Genomic DNA, 17,478 nt, shown 5'->3' with positions numbered 1-17,478 from the left:
AGCCGGATTCCCTGCAAAGCCGCCAGAGCACACCCATGAATATCTTCGCCGATTTCACCGCGCGAATCATCAAAGCCGTCGAAGCCCTTGATTTGAAAGACAAGGATGGCGTTTCGCCGGACCTGTCGCGCATTGCCGTCGAGCCGCCGCGCGACGCCAGCCATGGCGATCTCGCGACCAATGCGGCGATGGTGCTGGCCAAGCCCACCGGGCAGAACCCGCGCGCGCTGGCTGAAAGACTGGCCGAGGCGCTGCGCACCGATGCCGACATCTCGGCTGCCGACGTCGCCGGTCCCGGCTTCGTCAATCTCAGGCTCAAGGACGGGTTCTGGCAGGCGCATCTTACGGCCTTGCTTGGCGAGGGCCGCAACTATGGCCGCTCGACGATCGGCGGCAACAGGAAGGCCAACGTCGAATATGTCTCGGCCAACCCGACCGGCCCGATGCATGTCGGCCATTGCCGGGGCGCCGTGGTCGGCGACACGCTGGCCAATTTGATGGCTTTCGCCGGTTACGACGTGACCAAGGAGTATGTCATCAACGATGCCGGCTCGCAGATCGACGTGCTCGGACGTTCGGTGATGCTGCGCTACCGCGAGGCGCTCGGCGAGACGATCGGCGAGATACCGCCAGGCCTTTACCCCGGCGACTATCTCGTTCCGGTCGGCCAGGCGCTGGCCAAGGAATTCGGTCAGAAGCTTCTGCAGATGCCTGAGGACGAGGCGCTCCCCATCGTCAAGGACCGCACGATCGATGCGATGATGGCGATGATCCGCGACGACCTGGCGCTGCTCAACGTGCATCACGACGTGTTCTTCTCCGAGCGCACGCTGCATGCCGACAATGCCAGGAAGATCCGCGCGGCGATCAGCGACCTGACGCTGAAGGGGCATATCTACAAGGGCAAGCTGCCGCCGCCCAAGGGCGAGAAGCCGGACGACTGGGAAGACCGCGAGCAGACGCTGTTTCGCTCGACCGCGGTCGGCGACGACATGGATCGGGCGCTGGTCAAGTCGGACGGCTCGTTCACCTATTTTGCCGCCGACGTCGCCTATCTCAAGGACAAGGTCGACCGCGGCTTCATCGACCTGATCTATGTGCTCGGCGCCGACCATGGCGGCTACGTCAAGCGGCTGGAGGCGCTGGCGCGCGCGATTGCCGGCGACGAGGTCAAGCTCACCGTGCTGCTGTGCCAGCTGGTGAAGCTGTTCCGCGACGGCGAACCGGTGCGCATGTCGAAGCGGTCGGGTGATTTCGTCACGCTGCGCGAAGTGGTGGAAGAGGTCGGCCGCGACCCGATCCGCTTCATGATGCTCTACCGCAAGAACGATGCGCCGCTCGATTTCGATTTCGCCAAGGTGACCGAGCAGTCCAAGGACAATCCGGTGTTCTACGTTCAGTACGCCTCGGCGCGCTGCCATTCGGTGTTCCGTCAGGCGAGCGAGCAACTGGGCGAGGCCAATTTCGATCGCAACAGGCTGGCCGCGGCAGTGGCGTCGCTGACCGACGAGGGCGAAATCGGCCTGATCCGGAAGCTGGCTGAATATCCCCGGCTAATCGAATCCGCGGCCCTTGCGCTGGAGCCGCACAGGCTGGCATTCTACCTCTACGATCTCGCGTCCAGCTTCCATGGACATTGGAACCGGGGCACCGATAATCCCGACTTACGTTTTGTTAAGGTTAACGACCGACAATTGACGTATGCCAGACTAGGGCTGGTGCAGGCTGTATCGGACGTTTTGACGTCCGGCCTAACGCTTATTGGGGCTGATGCGCCCACGGAAATGCGTTAGGTTTGACTAAAAAACCTGTCACCTTTTGCCCACATTGCGCTGGTATGGGCCAACCCTGCGCGACGTCCATGGCGTCCGAATGTGTGCGAGTTCGGGAACAATAATGGCAGACAGAACCCAGCTGAGAGCAGCCGACCATAACGACATCGCTGACGATGATCCGTTCGCGGAACTGACCCGGATCATGGGTTTCGACCCACGCCAGCCGGTAAAGCCGCAGGCGCCTGCAGCGCCGAAGGCTGCTCCGGCCGACCCGCTTGCCGAAGAGGGTGATTTCGATATCGACCTCGAGAAGGAGCTGATGGGCGAATTCGACGCCGATGAGGGCGCCGCGCAGCGCCAGGAGCCGGCTTTCGAATCCGTTGCCGCCAGGATGAACGACGAGCTTGCGGCTTCGCTCGAACAGGATTTCGTATTCGACGACCCTGCGGATCACTTTGCGCCCGTCGCCGAGGTTGCCGCGCCGCAGGTCGAAGCTGCCTTCGGTGATGATTTCGATCAGGCGGTTGCCAGCTCGCTGGAAGACGTGTCGCCGCTCGACGACGACCTGCCGATGGACGCCGAGCTTGCCGCGTCACTCGATCAGGAATTCCAGCTTGACGATCATCCCATGGCCGACACGGCCGAACATGGCGCAGCAGAGCACGCCGCGCCGGCGGTCGAAGCCGCATTCGATGACGACTTGGATAATGCCGTTTCCTTGTCGCTCGAGGACGAGCTGACACTCGACGACCACGCGCCGTTCGACGAAGAAGTGCCGGCGGAGGATCATCACGCCACTGCTGCCGCTGTCGAACATCCGGCGCCGGTCCAGATTGCCGAGGAAGCTGACCGTCAGATTCCCGAAGCGGAGTTTTCCGACCATTTCGACGAGGCGATGGCCGATGTCGATATGGGTATGGCCGACGTCGATATGGATTTCGATGTCCGTGCCGAAGAGCCCGCCGAAATCGATGAGCCCCTGGCTGTCGAAACACCTGTCGAAGCTGTCGAAGCACCTGTCGAGGCGGCTTATGTCGCCGAAGCCGACAATGACGATGTTCCCGAGCTTGCCGCGCAGGACGCGTTTGACGACGATTTCGACCTCGGCATCGACGAGGCGCAGCCCGAGGCGGACGAAGAGCAGGTTGCCGAAACCCCCGCCGCGGAGCCGATGGCGCCCGCCGCGGTTGCGGCCGAGCCGGCAAAGCCGGTTGCCGCCGCAGACGATCGGAGCCTGGAAGATGAGCTGAATGCGCTGCTTGGCGCCATGACCGCGCGGCCGGTCCCCGTCGCCGCGAAGGAGCCCGCGCCGGTTCAACAGCCGGCAGTCGTGGCGGAAACGGCCGCTGCCCAGCAGGCCGATCCCATCGAAGAACTCGATTGGGACCTTGACGAACATGAGCCTGCCGAGACGCAGCATCATGAGGCGGCCCAGGCTGTCGACGCCGATCTCGACATTGATCTCGCCGGCGGGCTCGATGGTGAGGATTTCAGGGCCGAGACTGTGGCAGCTCCAGACGTCGCGTTCGACGACGAGGCGTTCGATGCTGCCTTTGCCAGAGGTATCAACCCTGGTCATGATGAATCGGACCTTGGTCACGAATCGGACCTTGATCACGACCAGTCGGATCTTGGTCACGACCAGTCGGACCTTGGCCACGATGTATCGGACCGTGGTCACGATGTATCGGACCTTGGCCACGATGAAGCGGGGCGCACCGCTGTCGGGGAAGGCTTTGCCCATTCGGCGGACTGGATGCGCTCGACGCCGCCAGAACCGGCCCGTTCGTGGAGCCGGGTGACACCGGTCGCCGCTCCTCCGGTGCAGGCTTCGTTCTCGGCCCAGCCTATGGCCTCGGCGCCGCCGGTTGCTTCAGCGCCGGTTTCCGCCGCGCCCGCGTACCGGCAGGAGTCGGTCGAAGAGGTCGCCGCCCAAGTCGAGCCCGAGCCGGTGCGGCACGAACAGCCTCGCTATGACGAGATGCCTGATGTCGAGACGGTCGACGTGCCGGAGCGCGTGGTCGCGCTGGCCGACGACCTCGATATTCCCGAGCTCAACTTCGAAGAGGATCAGCCGGCGTCGTCCGCCTATGACGATCTCGAGGCCGAATTCGCCGGTTTGCTGACCGAGATGAACGCCACCGAGGTGCCCGCGACACCGGCGCGCAGCACGGCCTATGAAGACGATACCTACAGTGCCGGGTTCAAGCCGGGCTATGACCGAGGCGAGGCGCCCGCCTATGCGGCGAAGCCGGACGAAGTGGCCGCCGCGACGGCGACCGCTTCCCACGCTGCTGCCGCGAGCAGCTTCGGCATAAACAATCTGCTCGGTAGCAAGCCGGTTTCGCAGGCTGACGATTTCGCCGTCGACGAGCTCGACTACGATCCTGAACTGGACGAGGCGATGTCGGTGCCCGGTCTGGCCGAGCGCGAGGCTGCCAAGCCGCGCAGCCGCGGCCTGATGGTCGCCGCGATCGTCGGCGCGGTGGCGATCGCCGGTGGCCTCGGCGCCTTTGCCTTGTCGCTGGGCGGCAAGGGCGGCAGCGAAGCGCCCGTGATCGTCAAGGCCGACAACGCGCCGATCAAGGTCAAGCCGGAAAACCCGGGCGGCGCCGTGGTGCCGAACCAGGACAACAAGGTCTATGACGCTGTGGCCAAGGGCACCAAGCCGGCTGAGCCTGTGCAGGAGAAGCTGGTCACCAACACTGAAGAGCCGGTGGACGTGAAAGCCAAGGAGCCGGAAAGCCGCGTCGTCGATCTTTCACCCGACGATACCGATGCCGCTCCCGGCACGGATGCAGCGGGCAATGCCCCCGCGGCCGCGATGCCGGGCGTGGAGGCATCCGGGAATGCCGATGCCGCGCCGGCGCCGAAATCCGAGGACCGCATCGCGCAGGTCTTGCAGGAGGCCGACAAGGGTACCAACCCGGAAGTCGCCGCCGTTGCGCCGCGCAAGGTCAGGACCATGATGGTCAAGCCCGACGGCTCGCTGGTTCCGCGTGAGGATCCGGCGCAGGCGGCCCCGCAGGTTGCCGCGGCCGAACCGACCGATCCGGCACCGCAGCTTGTCGCTCCGGCGGCGCAGTCCGACGCGGAGCAGACCGGTACCGTGGCGCCCGCGACCGACCAGGCAAGCGATCAGCCGACCGATCAGGCTGCTACCGACCAGGCCGAGACCGCCAAGCCGCTCGAGCCGGCGGCGGCCCCCACGCCGAAGGCCGAAGCCAAGGCCCAGTCCGCCAACACGCAGTCGGCGAACACGTCGGCCACGGTTCCGGTGCCGCCGCAGCGCCCATCCGACCAGCCGGTCGACGTGGTCGGTGAGGTCAAGCCCGACCAGGTCGCCTCCATATCGCCGACCGCAGCCGCGGCAGGTGGTGGTTCGTGGTCGATGCAGATCGCTTCGCAGCCGACGGTCGAGAGCGCCCAGTCGACCTACCAGGACCTGCAGCGCCGTTATGGCAGCGTGCTTTCCGGCCGCACCGCCAACATCGTCAAGGCCGAGATCGCCGGCAAGGGAACCTTCTACCGCGTCCGCGTTCCGGCGCAGTCGCGCAACGATGCGATCAATCTTTGCACCAGCTACAAGGCGGCCGGCGGCAACTGCTTCGTGTCGCGCTGATCAGCCAAAACCAACCCGAAAACCGGCGCAGCCGAAAGGCCGCGCCGGTTTTTCATGTGGAAGGGAATGGGCATTCCGAGGCGAACGATCCGGGATGATTCCCTTTGCTCGCGCGAAGCCTTAAGCTTGTTGCCATGACCGAATCAAAATCCATGATCCTCGGCTGTGCCGGGAAATCGCTGACATCAGAGGAAATCCGCTTCTACCGCGGCGAGCGGCCCTGGGGCTTCATTCTGTTCGCCCGCAACATCGGCGACACCGAACAGATCCGCGATCTGGTCGCCTCGATGCGCGACTGCATCGGCCGCCCAGACGCGCCGGTGTTCATCGACCAGGAAGGCGGCCGGGTGCAGCGCCTGCGGCCGCCGCTGGCGCCGAACTATCCGGCCGGCGGCGCGCTCGGCGCGTTGTGGCGGAACGACCGAGCGGCAGGCACGCGCGCAGCCTGGCTGATGGCGCGGCTGCATGCCTTCGATCTGCTGCGCCTCGGCATCACCGCAGACTGCCTGCCGGTGCTCGACGTGCCGATCGAGGGCGCCAGCGACGTCATCGGCGCCCGCGCCTATGGCAAGGAGCCAGGAGCCGTCATCGAGCTTGGCCGCGCGGCGGCCGAGGGCCTGATGTCGGGCGGCGTGCTGCCGGTGATGAAGCACATTCCCGGGCACGGACGGGCCTTTGCCGACACGCATTTCGAACTGCCGACCGTCGATACGCCCATGGATCAGCTGCGGCGGCATGATTTCGCCCCGTTCAAGGCGCTCAACCATCTGCCGATGGCGATGACGGCGCATGTCGTCTATAGCGCCATCGATCCGAGCAATCCGGCGACGACCTCGGCAAAAGTCGTCAACGACATTATCCGCGGCGACATCGGCTTCGACGGGCTGTTGATGAGCGACGACACCTCGATGAAGGCACTTTCTGGGGATTTCCCGACAAAGGCGGCCGCGATCCTTGCGGCGGGCTGCGATCTCGTCCTTCACTGCAATGGCGTTTTCGAGGAGATGTCCGGCATTGCATCACGGACCACGGGGCTTGAAGGCAAGTCGCTTGCGCGCGCCGAGTGGGCACTGACCTATATAAAGGACCGCGACGCGGCTGAAGAAACCGCGATACGCGCTGAGTTTGCCACCTATTTCGACGCGGTGGCCTGAGCAGAGGAAAGAGACGAAGGCAGTGGCGGAAACATTGGACAGCAAGGCCGCGAAGGCCGCACCGATGGACCGTCTGTGGGCCGAGAACGACGATTCCCGGCTGACCGGCGATCCGTCGCTGGTCGTCGACGTGGCCGGCTTCGAAGGCCCGCTCGATCTGCTTCTGCACCTGGCGCGCAACCAGAAGGTCGATCTGGCGCGCATCTCGATCCTGGCGCTGGCCGAGCAATATCTGGCCTTCGTCGAGAAGGTGAGGGTGCTGCGGCTGGAGCTTGCCGCCGACTATCTGGTGATGGCGGCATGGCTTGCCTTCCTCAAGTCGAAGCTTCTGATCCCCAAGCAACCGGGCGAGGAAGGCGAGAGCGGCGAGGAACTGGCGGCCGTGCTGCAGTTCCGGCTGAAGCGGCTGGAAGCCATGCGCGACGCCTCGGCCAGGCTGGTCAACCGCAACCGGCTCGGCCGCGACGTGTTCGCGCGCGGCATGCCGGAAATGGTCATCATCGAGAAGCGCAACACCTATTCAGCCTCGCTCTACGATCTCTTGACCGCCTATGCGCAGCAGCGCCAGAAGCAGGCGATCAACAATGTGACGATCGCCAGGCGCGGCGTCTGGTCGCTCAAGGACGCGCGCGACATCCTGATCAGGCTGACCGGAACGCTACGCGACTGGACGGCGTTGGACTCCTTCCTGATCGAATATCTGTCCACTCCGGAAGAGCGGCGCACCGCGGTCGCCAGTTCGTTTGCCGCGACGCTCGAACTAGTGCGCGAAGGCAAATTTGACATGCGGCAGGACCAGGTGTTCGCGCCGCTCTATCTGCGCGGGCGCGCGCAAGTCATCAAGGCAGTCGAGGTGGTAGCATGAGCGAACGCGCCAACGCTTCGGTCATTCCGTTCAAGGTCGAAGACGAGACCGAGGAAGGCGCCGTCGAGCTGGGGACGGTCGAGAATCCGGCCGAGCGGCTGCTTCTGTCGGAAGCCGTGCGCATGGCCGAGGCGATCATCTTCGCCAGCGCCCAGCCGGTCAGCGAGAAGCAACTGGCCGCGCGCCTGCCCGATGGCGTTTGCATTGCCGCGGCGATGGCCGATCTGCAGCAGATCTACGCCAAGCGCGGCGTCAATCTGGTGCGCGTCGGCGATGCCTGGGCCTTCCGCACCGCCGGCGACCTCGCCTTCCTGATGAGCCGCGATACCGTTCAGCAGAGGAAGCTTTCGCGCGCGGCGCTCGAAGTGCTGGCGATCATCGCCTACCACCAGCCGGTGACGCGCGCCGAGATCGAGGACATAAGAGGCGTCGAAACCTCTAAGGGCACGCTGGACACGCTGATGGAAACGGAATGGGTGCGGATGCGCGGCCGGCGCAAGACGCCCGGCCGTCCCGTCACTTACGGCACCACTGAATCCTTCCTCGACCATTTCGCGCTGGAGGAGATCCGCGACCTTCCCGGCATGGAGGAACTGAAGGGCGCCGGGCTGCTTTCCACGCGCATGCCGTCGAATTTCTCGGTGCCGCTGCCGCCGGCCGACCCGGATGCGCTGACTGAGGACGAGGACCCGCTGACCGACATCGATCTCGAGGAGCTTGGCCTGCTGACGCCGCGCGTCACGGAAGATTGACCGCAAGCCCCTGTCAAAAGCCGCTTTCCGGCTGTAGATGCGCCGATTGGTAGCGGGCCGCACCGCCGAAAATGCGTGACATCCGGCGCGCCTTCATAAACTTTGTCGCGGTTCTGTTTGAATCCCAACGCGAATGCGCATAGATCATCGCCAGGGAAACCGTTCGAGAGAGATTTGCAATGGGTTCATTTTCGATTTGGCACTGGCTGATCGTGCTGGTGATCGTGTTGCTGGTGTTCGGCCGCGGCAAGATTCCCGAGCTGATGGGCGATATGGCCAAGGGCATCAAGAGCTTCAAGAAGGGCATGGCCGACGACGAGGTTGCCGACGACAAGCGCACCGTCGAGCACCGGGCCGATGAAACCGTTTCGGCGGCGAAGGAAAAAGCCAGCAAGAGCTGAGCCCAAGGTTGTTGCTTTGTGCATGTCGTTGTCCCAAAACCGCGTCGCACTTTTGAGCGACATGCATTAGTCGGAACAGATTGCCATGTTTGAAGTCGGCTGGACCGAGATGCTGGTGATCGCGATCGTCATGATCGTGGTCGTCGGGCCGAAGGATTTGCCCAATATGCTGCGCACTTTCGGCCGCACGACGGCAAAGCTGCGCGCCATGGCCGCAGACTTCCAGAAGCAGTTCAACGAGGCGCTGAAGGAAGCCGAACTCGACGACGTCAAGAAGTCGGTCGATTCCCTTCGAGGCCTCAATCCGGCGGCCGAGATCCGCAAGCAGCTCAACCCGTTCGAGCAGGCGGCTGCCGATGTCCGCTCCGGCGTCGACGCGGCGATGAAGCCGAAGCCGGCCGTCGATCCCGCAGCGCCGGCGGCAGAGACGCCGCAGGCTACCGAGCCGCTGAAGAACGGCGCCACGGTGATGCCCGGTGTCAACGGACCGGAAGCGGCGCCGGCCGCACCGATCTTTCCGGCGATGACCGACGATGCGGTGGTGACACCGGCAGTGGCTGCAACGCCAGCACCGCAAAAGGCGCCGGCAAAGAAGGCGGCGGCATCGAAGCAAGCCAAGGCTCCGGCGGCTACAGCCAAGGCAGCACCGGCAAAGGCGGCCCCCGTGGCGAAGGCTTCGGCCAAGCCGGCGCTTGCAAAAGTTACCAAGCCTGTAGCCGCCAAGGCGGCGACAAAGGCTGAGTCGAAGCCTGCGCCGGCGAAAAAGCCAGCGGCCAAGACGGCGGGAGCCGCCAAGTGAGCGTTTCGGACACGGAAAAGGACGAGATCGAAAAGTCGTCGGCCCCGCTGATGGAGCATCTGATAGAGCTGCGGCGGCGGCTGATCTGGTCGATCGGCGGCTTCTTCGTCGCCTTCCTCGTCTGCTTCTTCTTCGCCAAGCGGTTGTTCAACCTTCTGGTCATCCCATTCAAATGGGCGACGCAATGGGCGGGGCTCGACCCGCACAAGGTCGAGCTGATCTACACGGCGCCGCAGGAATTCTTCTTCACCCAGGTCAAGCTCGCCATGTTCGGCGGCATGGTCATCGCCTTTCCGCTGATCGCCACGCAGATCTACAAATTCATCGCGCCCGGCCTCTACAAGAACGAGCGCAACGCCTTCCTGCCGTTCCTGATCGCCTCGCCGATCCTGTTCCTGATGGGCGCGTCGCTGGTCTACTTCTTCTTCACGCCCATGGTGATGTGGTTCTTCCTCGCCATGCAGCAGGCCGGCACCAACGACCAGGTACAGATATCGCTGCTGCCGAAAGTGTCGGAATATCTCAGCCTGATCATGACGCTGATCTTCTCCTTCGGCCTGGTGTTCCAACTGCCGGTGGTGACCAGCCTGATGACCAGGGTGGGCATGCTGTCGTCCAAGGCGTTGGTCGAGAAGCGCAGATGGGCGATCGTCATCGCCTTCGTGGTGGCGGCCGTGCTGACGCCGCCGGATCCGATGAGCCAGATCGGCCTCGCCATTCCGACCATCCTGCTCTACGAGGTCGCCATCTGGTCGGCGCGGCTGATCGAACGCAGCAAGGAACGGGACCGCCTGGCGCGCGAGAAACAGGACGCCGCGGCAGAAGTGGCGGAGAAGGCGGCGGACGCGTCCTCGACGCAGGCTCCTTCGTAGACTACCGGAAAAAGACGCCAAGCCCGATCTTGCATCGATCAAGGATGCGGTTTACGCCCTCAGGCTGAAACGCATCGCTATCAAAGCGATGCGTTTCAGTTTTGTTTGAAGCATGTCGTTGTCCCAAAACCGCTGCGCACTTTTGGGCGACATGCTACCCGAGGAGCGTTCAGACCATGCTTGACATCAAATGGATTCGCGACAACCCGAAGACCCTTGTCGACGCGCTGGTGAAGCGCTCGTGGTCGGGTGATGACGCGCAATCCACCGTTGATGATCTGATTGCCAGGGACGAGGCGCGGCGCGAGCATCTGACCGAGCTGCAGACCAGGCAGGAACGCCGCAACGCCGCCTCGAAAGAGATCGGCAATGCGATGCGTTCGGGCGACGCAGCACTTGCCGAAAAGCTGAAGGCCGAGGTCGGCGAGATCAAGGCCTTCATCCAGAATGGCGAAGCACGCGAGCGCGAACTCGACAAGGCGCTGAACGATGTGTTGGCGGTGCTGCCCAATGTGCCGCTCGACGACGTGCCGGTCGGCAAGGACGAGCACGGCAATGTCGTCAAGCGCACCGTCGGCAAGGTGCCGACGCGGCCGAACTGGGTGAAGGAGCATTTCGAGATCGGCGAAGCGCTCGGCATGATGGATTTCGAGCGCGCGGCGAAACTGTCCGGCTCGCGCTTCACGGTGCTGAAGAGCGGGCTGGCGCGCATGGAGCGTGCACTCGGCCAGTTCATGCTCGACCTGCACACGACCGAGCACGGCTATGAGGAAGTGAACCCGCCTCTTTTAGTGAATGATGCTGCTATGCGAGGCACCGGCCAGCTACCAAAATTCAAAGAGGACCTTTTTATTGGAGCCGATATCCCAGGACGTTCGAAGTTAGGGCGGGAGGCTCTCGCCCAGCATACGGATGGTGATATTCAACGCCTGCGCGAGGGCAAGATTTCTATCCTTGAGTTGGTGGACGAGATTTACGAGCGCGCCGATACCCATGAACAGTTTTGGCTCATCCCCACCGCCGAAGTGCCACTCACCAACCTCGTGCGCGAGGAGATCACGCCCCACGAAAAACTGCCGCTGCGCTATACCGCGCTGACGCCTTGCTTCCGTTCGGAGGCAGGTTCGGCAGGGCGTGATACGCGTGGCATGCTGCGCCAGCACCAGTTCTACAAGGTCGAACTGGTTTCGATCACCGATCAGGAGTCGTCAATCGCCGAGCACGAGCGGATGACCGGATGCGCCGAGGAAGTGCTGAAGCGGCTCGGCCTGCCGTTCCGCACCATGACGCTGTGCACCGGCGACATGGGTTTTGGCGCGCGCAAGACCTACGATATCGAGGTCTGGCTGCCCGGCCAGAACGCCTATCGCGAGATCTCGTCCTGCTCGGTCTGTGGCGATTTCCAGGCCAGGCGCATGGACGCCCGCTACAAGGACAAGGACGGCAAGGGCAACCGCTTCGTCCACACGCTGAATGGTTCGGGTACCGCCGTCGGCCGCGCTCTTATTGCTGTCATCGAGAACTACCAGAATGAGGATGGCAGCGTAACCATTCCTGAAGCGCTTCGGCCTTACATGGGCGGTCTGGCAAAGATCGAATCGAAATAATGCGCATCCTGCTCACCAATGACGACGGCATCCATGCCGAGGGCCTGGCGTCGCTCGAGCGCATCGCGCGCACGCTGTCGGACGATGTCTGGGTGGTGGCGCCGGAGCAGGACCAGTCCGGCTACGCGCATTCGCTGTCGATCTCGGAGCCGCTGCGGCTGCGCAAGATCGGCGAAAAGCATTTTGCCGTGCGCGGCACGCCGACCGATTGCGTCATCATGGGCGTGAAGAAGATCCTGCCGGGAGCGCCGGACCTGATCCTGTCCGGCGTCAATTCCGGCGCTAACATTGCCGACGACGTCACCTATTCCGGCACCGTTGCCGGGGCCATGGAAGGCGCGCTGCTCGGCATCCGCTCGATCGCGCTCAGCCAGGCCTACTCGTATGTCGGCGAGGATCGCGTCGTTCCCTACGAGACCACCGAGGCGCTGGCGCCGGCGCTCCTCAACAAGCTTGTCGCCATGCCGCTGCCGGATGGCGTGCTGCTCAACGTCAACTTTCCGAACTGCCTTCCCGAAGAAGTCGCCGGCACGGTGGTCACATCGCAGGGCAAGCTCGTGCACAGTCTGTGGGTCGACGAGCGCCGCGACGGGCGCGGCCTGCCTTATTACTGGCTGCGCTTCGGCCGCGAGCCGGTCGAAGGCAAGAAGGGCACCGATCTCCACGCCATGCGCAACCGGCTGGTGTCGGTGACGCCGCTGCAGCTCGATCTCACCGCCCACGAAATCCGCGACCAACTGACCAAGGCACTTTCATGACCCTGCCACTCGACGACCGCGAAGGTTTTGCCGCCTTCCTGCTGCGCTTGCGCGGCCGGGGCGCGGTGCCGAAGGCCCTGATCGCCGCTTTCGAGGCGACGCCGCGGCGCGGCTTCCTGTCCGGACAGTTTCATGCAATCGCCTGGTCGGACGGCATGCTGCCGATCGAGTGCGGCGAGGCGATCGAAGGCGCCGACCTGCAGGCGGCGGTGATCGCGGCTTTGGCCATCGAGCCGGGCAACCGGGTGCTCGAGATCGGCACCGGATCGGGCTATACGGCGGCGGTGATGTCGCGGCTCGCAGCGCGCATCGTTACCATCGACCGCTACAAGACGCTGACCGAGCAGGCCAGGCAGCGCTTCGAGGCGCTCGCCATCGGCAATGTCGCCGCCCGGCAGGCGGACGGTTCCAATGGATTGCCCAGTGAGGGGCCGTTCGATCGCATCGTCGCCTGGGCGGCCTTCGACAGCCTGCCGCGCTTCCTGCTCGACCAGTTGTCGAGCGGCGGCATCGTCATCGCGCCGATCGGCCCGGAAGAGGGGGAGCAGGTGGTGGCCAAGCTGACCAAGGTCGGCAGCCGTTTCGAGCGCGAGGACATCGGCATCGTGCGGCTGCAGCCGATCCTGCGCAGCGTCGCCGCCGTTATATAGAATGATGCCGGTCCGGGACCCGGAACCGACCTCCCAAATGTTTTAAGAAAATTTTCGCCAGATTCTAAGGGGTTAACCGGCCAGTAACATTAACGCGCTTTAATCATGCCTAGTTTGTACCGGGTCTGTGCGGGTTAGTGCGATGCAATTCAGTGTTTTGAAGGCAAACGGACGCAATCTGGCGCGTGGCTGCGCCGTCCTCATGATTGCAGGCGCCGCCGCGGGATGCAGTTCCCAGGTCGCGCGATTCAATGGTGTCGACGACGTCTTCACCTCCTCGACCAACAACCAGCGCGCCATCATCAACAAACAGGATGCCGCCCAACCTTATCCGGGCGATGTCGCGGCATCTCCCGCGCCGGTCGATGGCAGCCACACCCAGTCGGTCAGCCGCTCCAGCCTGGAACCGGTTTCGGTGCAGCAGTTGCCGCCGGTCTCTCAGCCGGCCCCGGCACTGGCGCCCGCCGCGAAGCCGGTGCGCACCGCCTCGGCCCCTGTGCTGGCGCCTCCCGCCACGCATGTCGACAGGACGACCACCGGCACTGTCGCCCCGGCGGCAAAGCCGTTCAAGGACGCGCAGCCCGATGCGCCGAAAATGGCGACGGCGGGCGGCACGCCGCATGCAACCGAGATCGTGGTCAGGGACGGCGAGACCATCTCCGGCCTGGCGCAGCACTATAAGGTGCCGGCCGACGTGATCATGAAGGTCAACGGGCTGAGCGCGACCAAGGGATTGAAGACCGGCCAGAAGCTGGTCATCCCGGCCTATGCCTATTCGAGCAAGGCCTCGCAGCCGAAAATTGCCGACACCAAGCCGGCGAACAGCCCCAAGCCGCCGGCGACCGCGCCGGAGAAGCTCGCCGTGCTGCCGCAGCAGCCGAAGCTCAAGGACGGCAAGTCCGCCGCGCAGGTCGACGCGTCGGCCGCCGCAAGTGATCCGAAGAACGCCAAGCCTGTAACGCAGGCGGCCGCGGCCAAGCCGGCAGGCGCCGGCGGCACCTACACGGTCCAGCAAGGCGACTCGCTGTCCGCCATTGCCAGGAAGACCGGCGTCAGCGTGACCGCGCTCAAGCAGGCGAACGGCATGCAGGACGGCCTGCTGAAGATAGGCCAGACGCTGAAGGTTCCGGCCGGCGGCACGGCGACGGTGGCTAGCGCCAAGCCGGTCAAGGTCGACCCCGTCACGACAGCGACCACGCAGCCGGCGGCCAAGCCGACCGAAACGCTTGCGTCCTACACGCCGCCGAAGAAGGATGCCAAGGTCATCCAGCAGGCCGAGGACGACGACGCGGTGGCGCCGGACGCCACCGGCATCGGCAAGATGCGCTGGCCGGTGCGCGGCCGCGTGATCTCCAGCTTCGGTTCCGGCAAAGACGGCGTCGACATCGCGGTTCCCGAGGGCACACCGGTCAAGGCGGCGGAAAACGGCGTCGTCATCTATGCCGGCGACGGGCTCAAGGAATTCGGCAACACGGTGCTGGTGCGCCACGAAAATGGGCTGGTCACCGTCTACGGCCATGCCAGTTCGATCGAGGTGCAGCGCGGCCAGAAGGTCAAGCGCGGCCAGGAGATCGCGCTGTCGGGCATGAGTGGCACCACCGACTCGCCGAAGCTGCACTTCGAAGTGCGCAAGAACTCGGCCCCGGTCGATCCGTCGGGCTATCTCGAATAGAACAAAAAACGATTGCGGGCCGTCTGACCTCCAGTCCGGCCTGCCGGCTCAGCCCGCTCCGCAAGGGGCGGGCTTTTTCAGTCGCCAGCGGCGAGGCTCTCAGGCCTTCGTCGATCCGGTGAAGAAGCCCTCCAGCTCCGCGAAGCCCATGGCTTCCTCGGAAAACCGGAAGGTGCCTGCTGATCTCATTTCCCGCGCAGCGCGGACGAAGCTGCCAAAAGCAAGCCGTGCCAGCGCCGAGCCGACACTGATCCGCTTGACGCCGGCGTCTGCCAGTTCGGCCACACCAAAAGTCGCGCCTGGCATGCCCATCACGACATTGACCGGTTTCGTCACGGCACCGCAGACGGTGCGGATCATGCCGAGGTCATGGAGGCCGGGCGCATAGAGCACATCGGCTCCCGCCTTCTCGAAAGCTCGCAACCGGCGAATGGTGTCATCCAGATCAGGGCGCCCCCACAAGAAGTTCTCGCAGCGTGCCGTCAGGATGAAATCATCCGACAGTGCGCGACGCGCCTGCGCGGCCGCCTCGATCCGTTCGACCGCGAGTGCAAAGTCGTAGATCGGGTCGTCGCGTCTGCCTGTATGGTCTTCGAGGGAACATCCGGCCAGGCCGATGCCGGCAGCGGCCTCGATTGTCTCGGCGGCACTTTGCGGACTGTCGCCGAAGCCTTTTTCGAGATCGGCCGAGACGGGGAGCGGTGTCGCCGCCGCGATGGCCCGGCAGTGGCTTAGGGTAGCCTCCCGCGAAACCTGCCCCTCGGCGACGCCAAGAGAGAACGCCATGCCGGCGCTGGTGGTGGCGAGGGCACGAAAACCCATGGCTGCGAGAATCCGTGCCGTGCCGATGTCCCAAGGATTGGGAATGACGAACGCGCCTGGCTCCTCATGAAGCCGGCGAAACGCCGTGCCCTTGCTTTCCAATTGCATTCCCCTTCAGCCTTTCGAGTCGCGGGAGTCTGATGGAAAATGGCACAAGTTTTGGAACAAATAAAGAACACTGATGCAACACTCAGGCGCTTGTGACAGCCTGCTCACATGCCTTCGGTTTCAGATGACCGTTGCTAGTCCTTGAGCGGCTTGCCGAGCCGGCCCGCCAGATCCTGGGTGAATTGCCAGGCGACGCGTCCGGAACGGCTGCCGCGTGTCGTTGCCCATTCCAGCGCCTCGGCGCGCAGCGTGTCGGGGTCGATTGTCAGCCCGTGATGGCGGACATAGCCATCGATCATGTCGAGATATTCGTCCTGCGAGCATTTGTGGAAGCCGAGCCAGAGGCCGAAACGGTCGGAAAGCGAGACCTTTTCCTCGACCGCCTCGGACGGGTTGATGGCGGTGGAGCGCTCATTGTCGATCATGTCGCGCGGCAACAGATGCCGTCGGTTCGACGTCGCATAGAAGATGACATTGGCCGGGCGGCCCTCGACGCCGCCTTCGAGCGCCGCCTTCAGCGACTTGTAGGAGGTGTCGTCGTGGTCAAACGACAGGTCGTCGCAAAACAGGATGAAGCGGAAGGGGGCCGCCTTCAGCAATGCCATCAGCTTCGGCAGCGTGTCGATGTCCTCGCGGTGGATTTCGATCAGCTTGAGCGGCAGGTCGAGCTTGTCGGAAGCGTTGACCGCGGCATGCACCGCCTTGACCAGCGAGGACTTGCCCATGCCGCGCGCGCCCCACAGCAGCACGTTGTTGGCGGCAAAGCCGGCGGCGAAGCGCTCGGTGTTGTCGACAAGGATGTCGCGCACGTGGTCGACGCCTCTGATCAGGCCGATGTCGACGCGATTGACCTTGCGCACCGGTTCCAGATAGCCGGGATCGGCCTGCCAGACGAAGCAATCTGCGGCGGCAATATCCGTCTGCGGCACCGGCGGCGGGGCGAGGCGGGCGACCGCCTCGATCAGGCGGTCGAGCTTCCGATTCAGGGCGTCAATGGTGCTGTCGGTCATGTCTGGTCTTTGTTCTGGCTTCAGGGCGCGCCGGGCGGAAATCCACTCTTTCGCGGCGGCATAAGAACCGGTTCCAACCTTTTGTTGGAGCATGATCTTTTCTGGAAGCCGCGTCCGACTTTCGGCGACCATGCTCTAACACGGGCTCAACGGCCGGAAAAGCGGCGGATTTGCCCGCTAGCGCAGTTGCATTGGGAACTTTACCGACTATATTCCGGCCAAATTTCGCGGGGCCGCTTTGTGGCGGTTTTCACCATCCAGGAGTTTCTTGATGTTCGTTACACCGGCATACGCCCAGGGCGTCGGCGCCTCGCCAGACATGTTCATCAGCATTTTGCCGTTTGTCCTGATTTTCGTGATCATGTATTTTCTAATCATCCGGCCGCAGCGCACGCAGCTGAAGAAGCGCCAGGAAATGCTCGCGGCGGTGCGCCGCGGCGATACGGTCGTGACCGGCGGCGGCTTCGTCGGCAAGGTGACCAAGGTGATCGACGACAACGAGCTCGAGATTGACCTCGGCGGCACCAAGGTGACCGCATTGCGTTCGACGATCGCCGACGTGCGCGTCAAGGGCGAGCCGGTGGCGAACCAGAACGCCAAGAAATAATCCA

General features: G+C 64.0%; 15 protein-coding genes. 13 read left to right on the top strand and 2 right to left on the bottom strand.

Going from position 1 to position 17,478, the window contains the following annotated elements; translation table 11 throughout:
• Positions 1-35 precede the first annotated feature (35 nt).
• From argS to ACSQ3Z_RS14865, 12 genes are all read left to right on the top strand, one after another.
• Positions 36-1,793 (top strand): arginine--tRNA ligase, encoded by a 1,758-nt coding sequence (gene argS, locus ACSQ3Z_RS14920; RefSeq protein WP_436172109.1) that lies wholly within the window; start codon positions 36-38, stop codon positions 1,791-1,793.
• Between the two features lie 103 nt (positions 1,794-1,896).
• A complete protein-coding gene (locus tag ACSQ3Z_RS14915) occupies positions 1,897-5,397 on the top strand; it encodes an SPOR domain-containing protein (protein WP_436172108.1) in 3,501 nt (1,166 codons plus the stop codon).
• Positions 5,398-5,531: 134 nt separating this feature from the next.
• The gene (nagZ, locus tag ACSQ3Z_RS14910; protein WP_436172107.1) at positions 5,532-6,551 is read left to right on the top strand and encodes a beta-N-acetylhexosaminidase; all 1,020 of its coding nucleotides are present in this window, start codon (positions 5,532-5,534) and stop codon (positions 6,549-6,551) included.
• A gap of 64 nt (positions 6,552-6,615) precedes the next feature.
• The gene (locus tag ACSQ3Z_RS14905; protein ID WP_436173911.1) at positions 6,616-7,416 is read left to right on the top strand and encodes a segregation and condensation protein A; all 801 of its coding nucleotides are present in this window, start codon (positions 6,616-6,618) and stop codon (positions 7,414-7,416) included.
• Complete coding sequence (gene scpB / locus ACSQ3Z_RS14900) at positions 7,413-8,168, top strand: SMC-Scp complex subunit ScpB (protein WP_436172106.1); 756 nt, start codon at positions 7,413-7,415, stop codon at positions 8,166-8,168. Before ACSQ3Z_RS14905 ends, scpB begins: the two co-directional genes overlap by 4 nt.
• 179 nt (positions 8,169-8,347) lie before the next feature.
• Positions 8,348-8,569 (top strand): twin-arginine translocase TatA/TatE family subunit, encoded by a 222-nt coding sequence (locus tag ACSQ3Z_RS14895; protein WP_006203465.1) that lies wholly within the window; start codon positions 8,348-8,350, stop codon positions 8,567-8,569.
• Positions 8,570-8,654: 85 nt separating this feature from the next.
• Entirely contained in the window at positions 8,655-9,368 is a 714-nt protein-coding gene (gene tatB / locus ACSQ3Z_RS14890; protein ID WP_436172105.1) for a Sec-independent protein translocase protein TatB, read from the top strand.
• Entirely contained in the window at positions 9,365-10,240 is an 876-nt protein-coding gene (gene tatC, locus ACSQ3Z_RS14885) for a twin-arginine translocase subunit TatC (RefSeq protein ID WP_436172104.1), read from the top strand. The genes tatB and tatC overlap by 4 nt, the downstream gene beginning before the upstream one ends.
• Before the next feature lie 176 nt (positions 10,241-10,416).
• Positions 10,417-11,847 carry a serine--tRNA ligase gene (gene serS / locus ACSQ3Z_RS14880; protein ID WP_436172103.1) on the top strand — a complete coding sequence of 477 codons (1,431 nt, stop codon included), beginning with the start codon at positions 10,417-10,419 and terminating at the stop codon, positions 11,845-11,847.
• Positions 11,847-12,605 (top strand): 5'/3'-nucleotidase SurE, encoded by a 759-nt coding sequence (gene surE, locus ACSQ3Z_RS14875; protein ID WP_006203469.1) that lies wholly within the window; start codon positions 11,847-11,849, stop codon positions 12,603-12,605. The genes serS and surE overlap by 1 nt, the downstream gene beginning before the upstream one ends.
• Complete coding sequence (locus ACSQ3Z_RS14870; RefSeq protein WP_436172102.1) at positions 12,602-13,255, top strand: protein-L-isoaspartate(D-aspartate) O-methyltransferase; 654 nt, start codon at positions 12,602-12,604, stop codon at positions 13,253-13,255. Before surE ends, ACSQ3Z_RS14870 begins: the two co-directional genes overlap by 4 nt.
• A 142-nt stretch (positions 13,256-13,397) precedes the next feature.
• Positions 13,398-14,927 carry a peptidoglycan DD-metalloendopeptidase family protein gene (locus tag ACSQ3Z_RS14865; RefSeq protein ID WP_436172101.1) on the top strand — a complete coding sequence of 510 codons (1,530 nt, stop codon included), beginning with the start codon at positions 13,398-13,400 and terminating at the stop codon, positions 14,925-14,927.
• 99 nt (positions 14,928-15,026) lie between these two features.
• Here the strand turns inward: ACSQ3Z_RS14865 and ACSQ3Z_RS14860 are convergent, their stop codons facing one another.
• Positions 15,027-15,857, bottom strand: coding sequence for an isocitrate lyase/PEP mutase family protein (locus tag ACSQ3Z_RS14860; RefSeq protein ID WP_436172100.1), 831 nt, complete (start codon positions 15,855-15,857; stop codon positions 15,027-15,029).
• A gap of 134 nt (positions 15,858-15,991) precedes the next feature.
• Positions 15,992-16,867: an ATP-binding protein gene (locus ACSQ3Z_RS14855; RefSeq protein WP_436172099.1), complete on the bottom strand. Its 876-nt coding sequence runs from the start codon at positions 16,865-16,867 to the stop codon at positions 15,992-15,994.
• A gap of 271 nt (positions 16,868-17,138) precedes the next feature.
• On the opposite strand from ACSQ3Z_RS14855, the gene yajC reads away from it, so the two are divergent.
• The gene (gene yajC, locus ACSQ3Z_RS14850) at positions 17,139-17,474 is read left to right on the top strand and encodes a preprotein translocase subunit YajC (RefSeq protein WP_120017843.1); all 336 of its coding nucleotides are present in this window, start codon (positions 17,139-17,141) and stop codon (positions 17,472-17,474) included.
• Positions 17,475-17,478: the final 4 nt, after the last annotated feature.

Source organism: Mesorhizobium sp. LjNodule214, from assembly GCF_964252735.1.
GTDB lineage: Bacteria > Pseudomonadota > Alphaproteobacteria > Rhizobiales > Rhizobiaceae > Mesorhizobium.
Note: the sequence above shows the minus strand (reverse complement) of the source record. Positions and strands in the feature narration are given on the sequence as shown.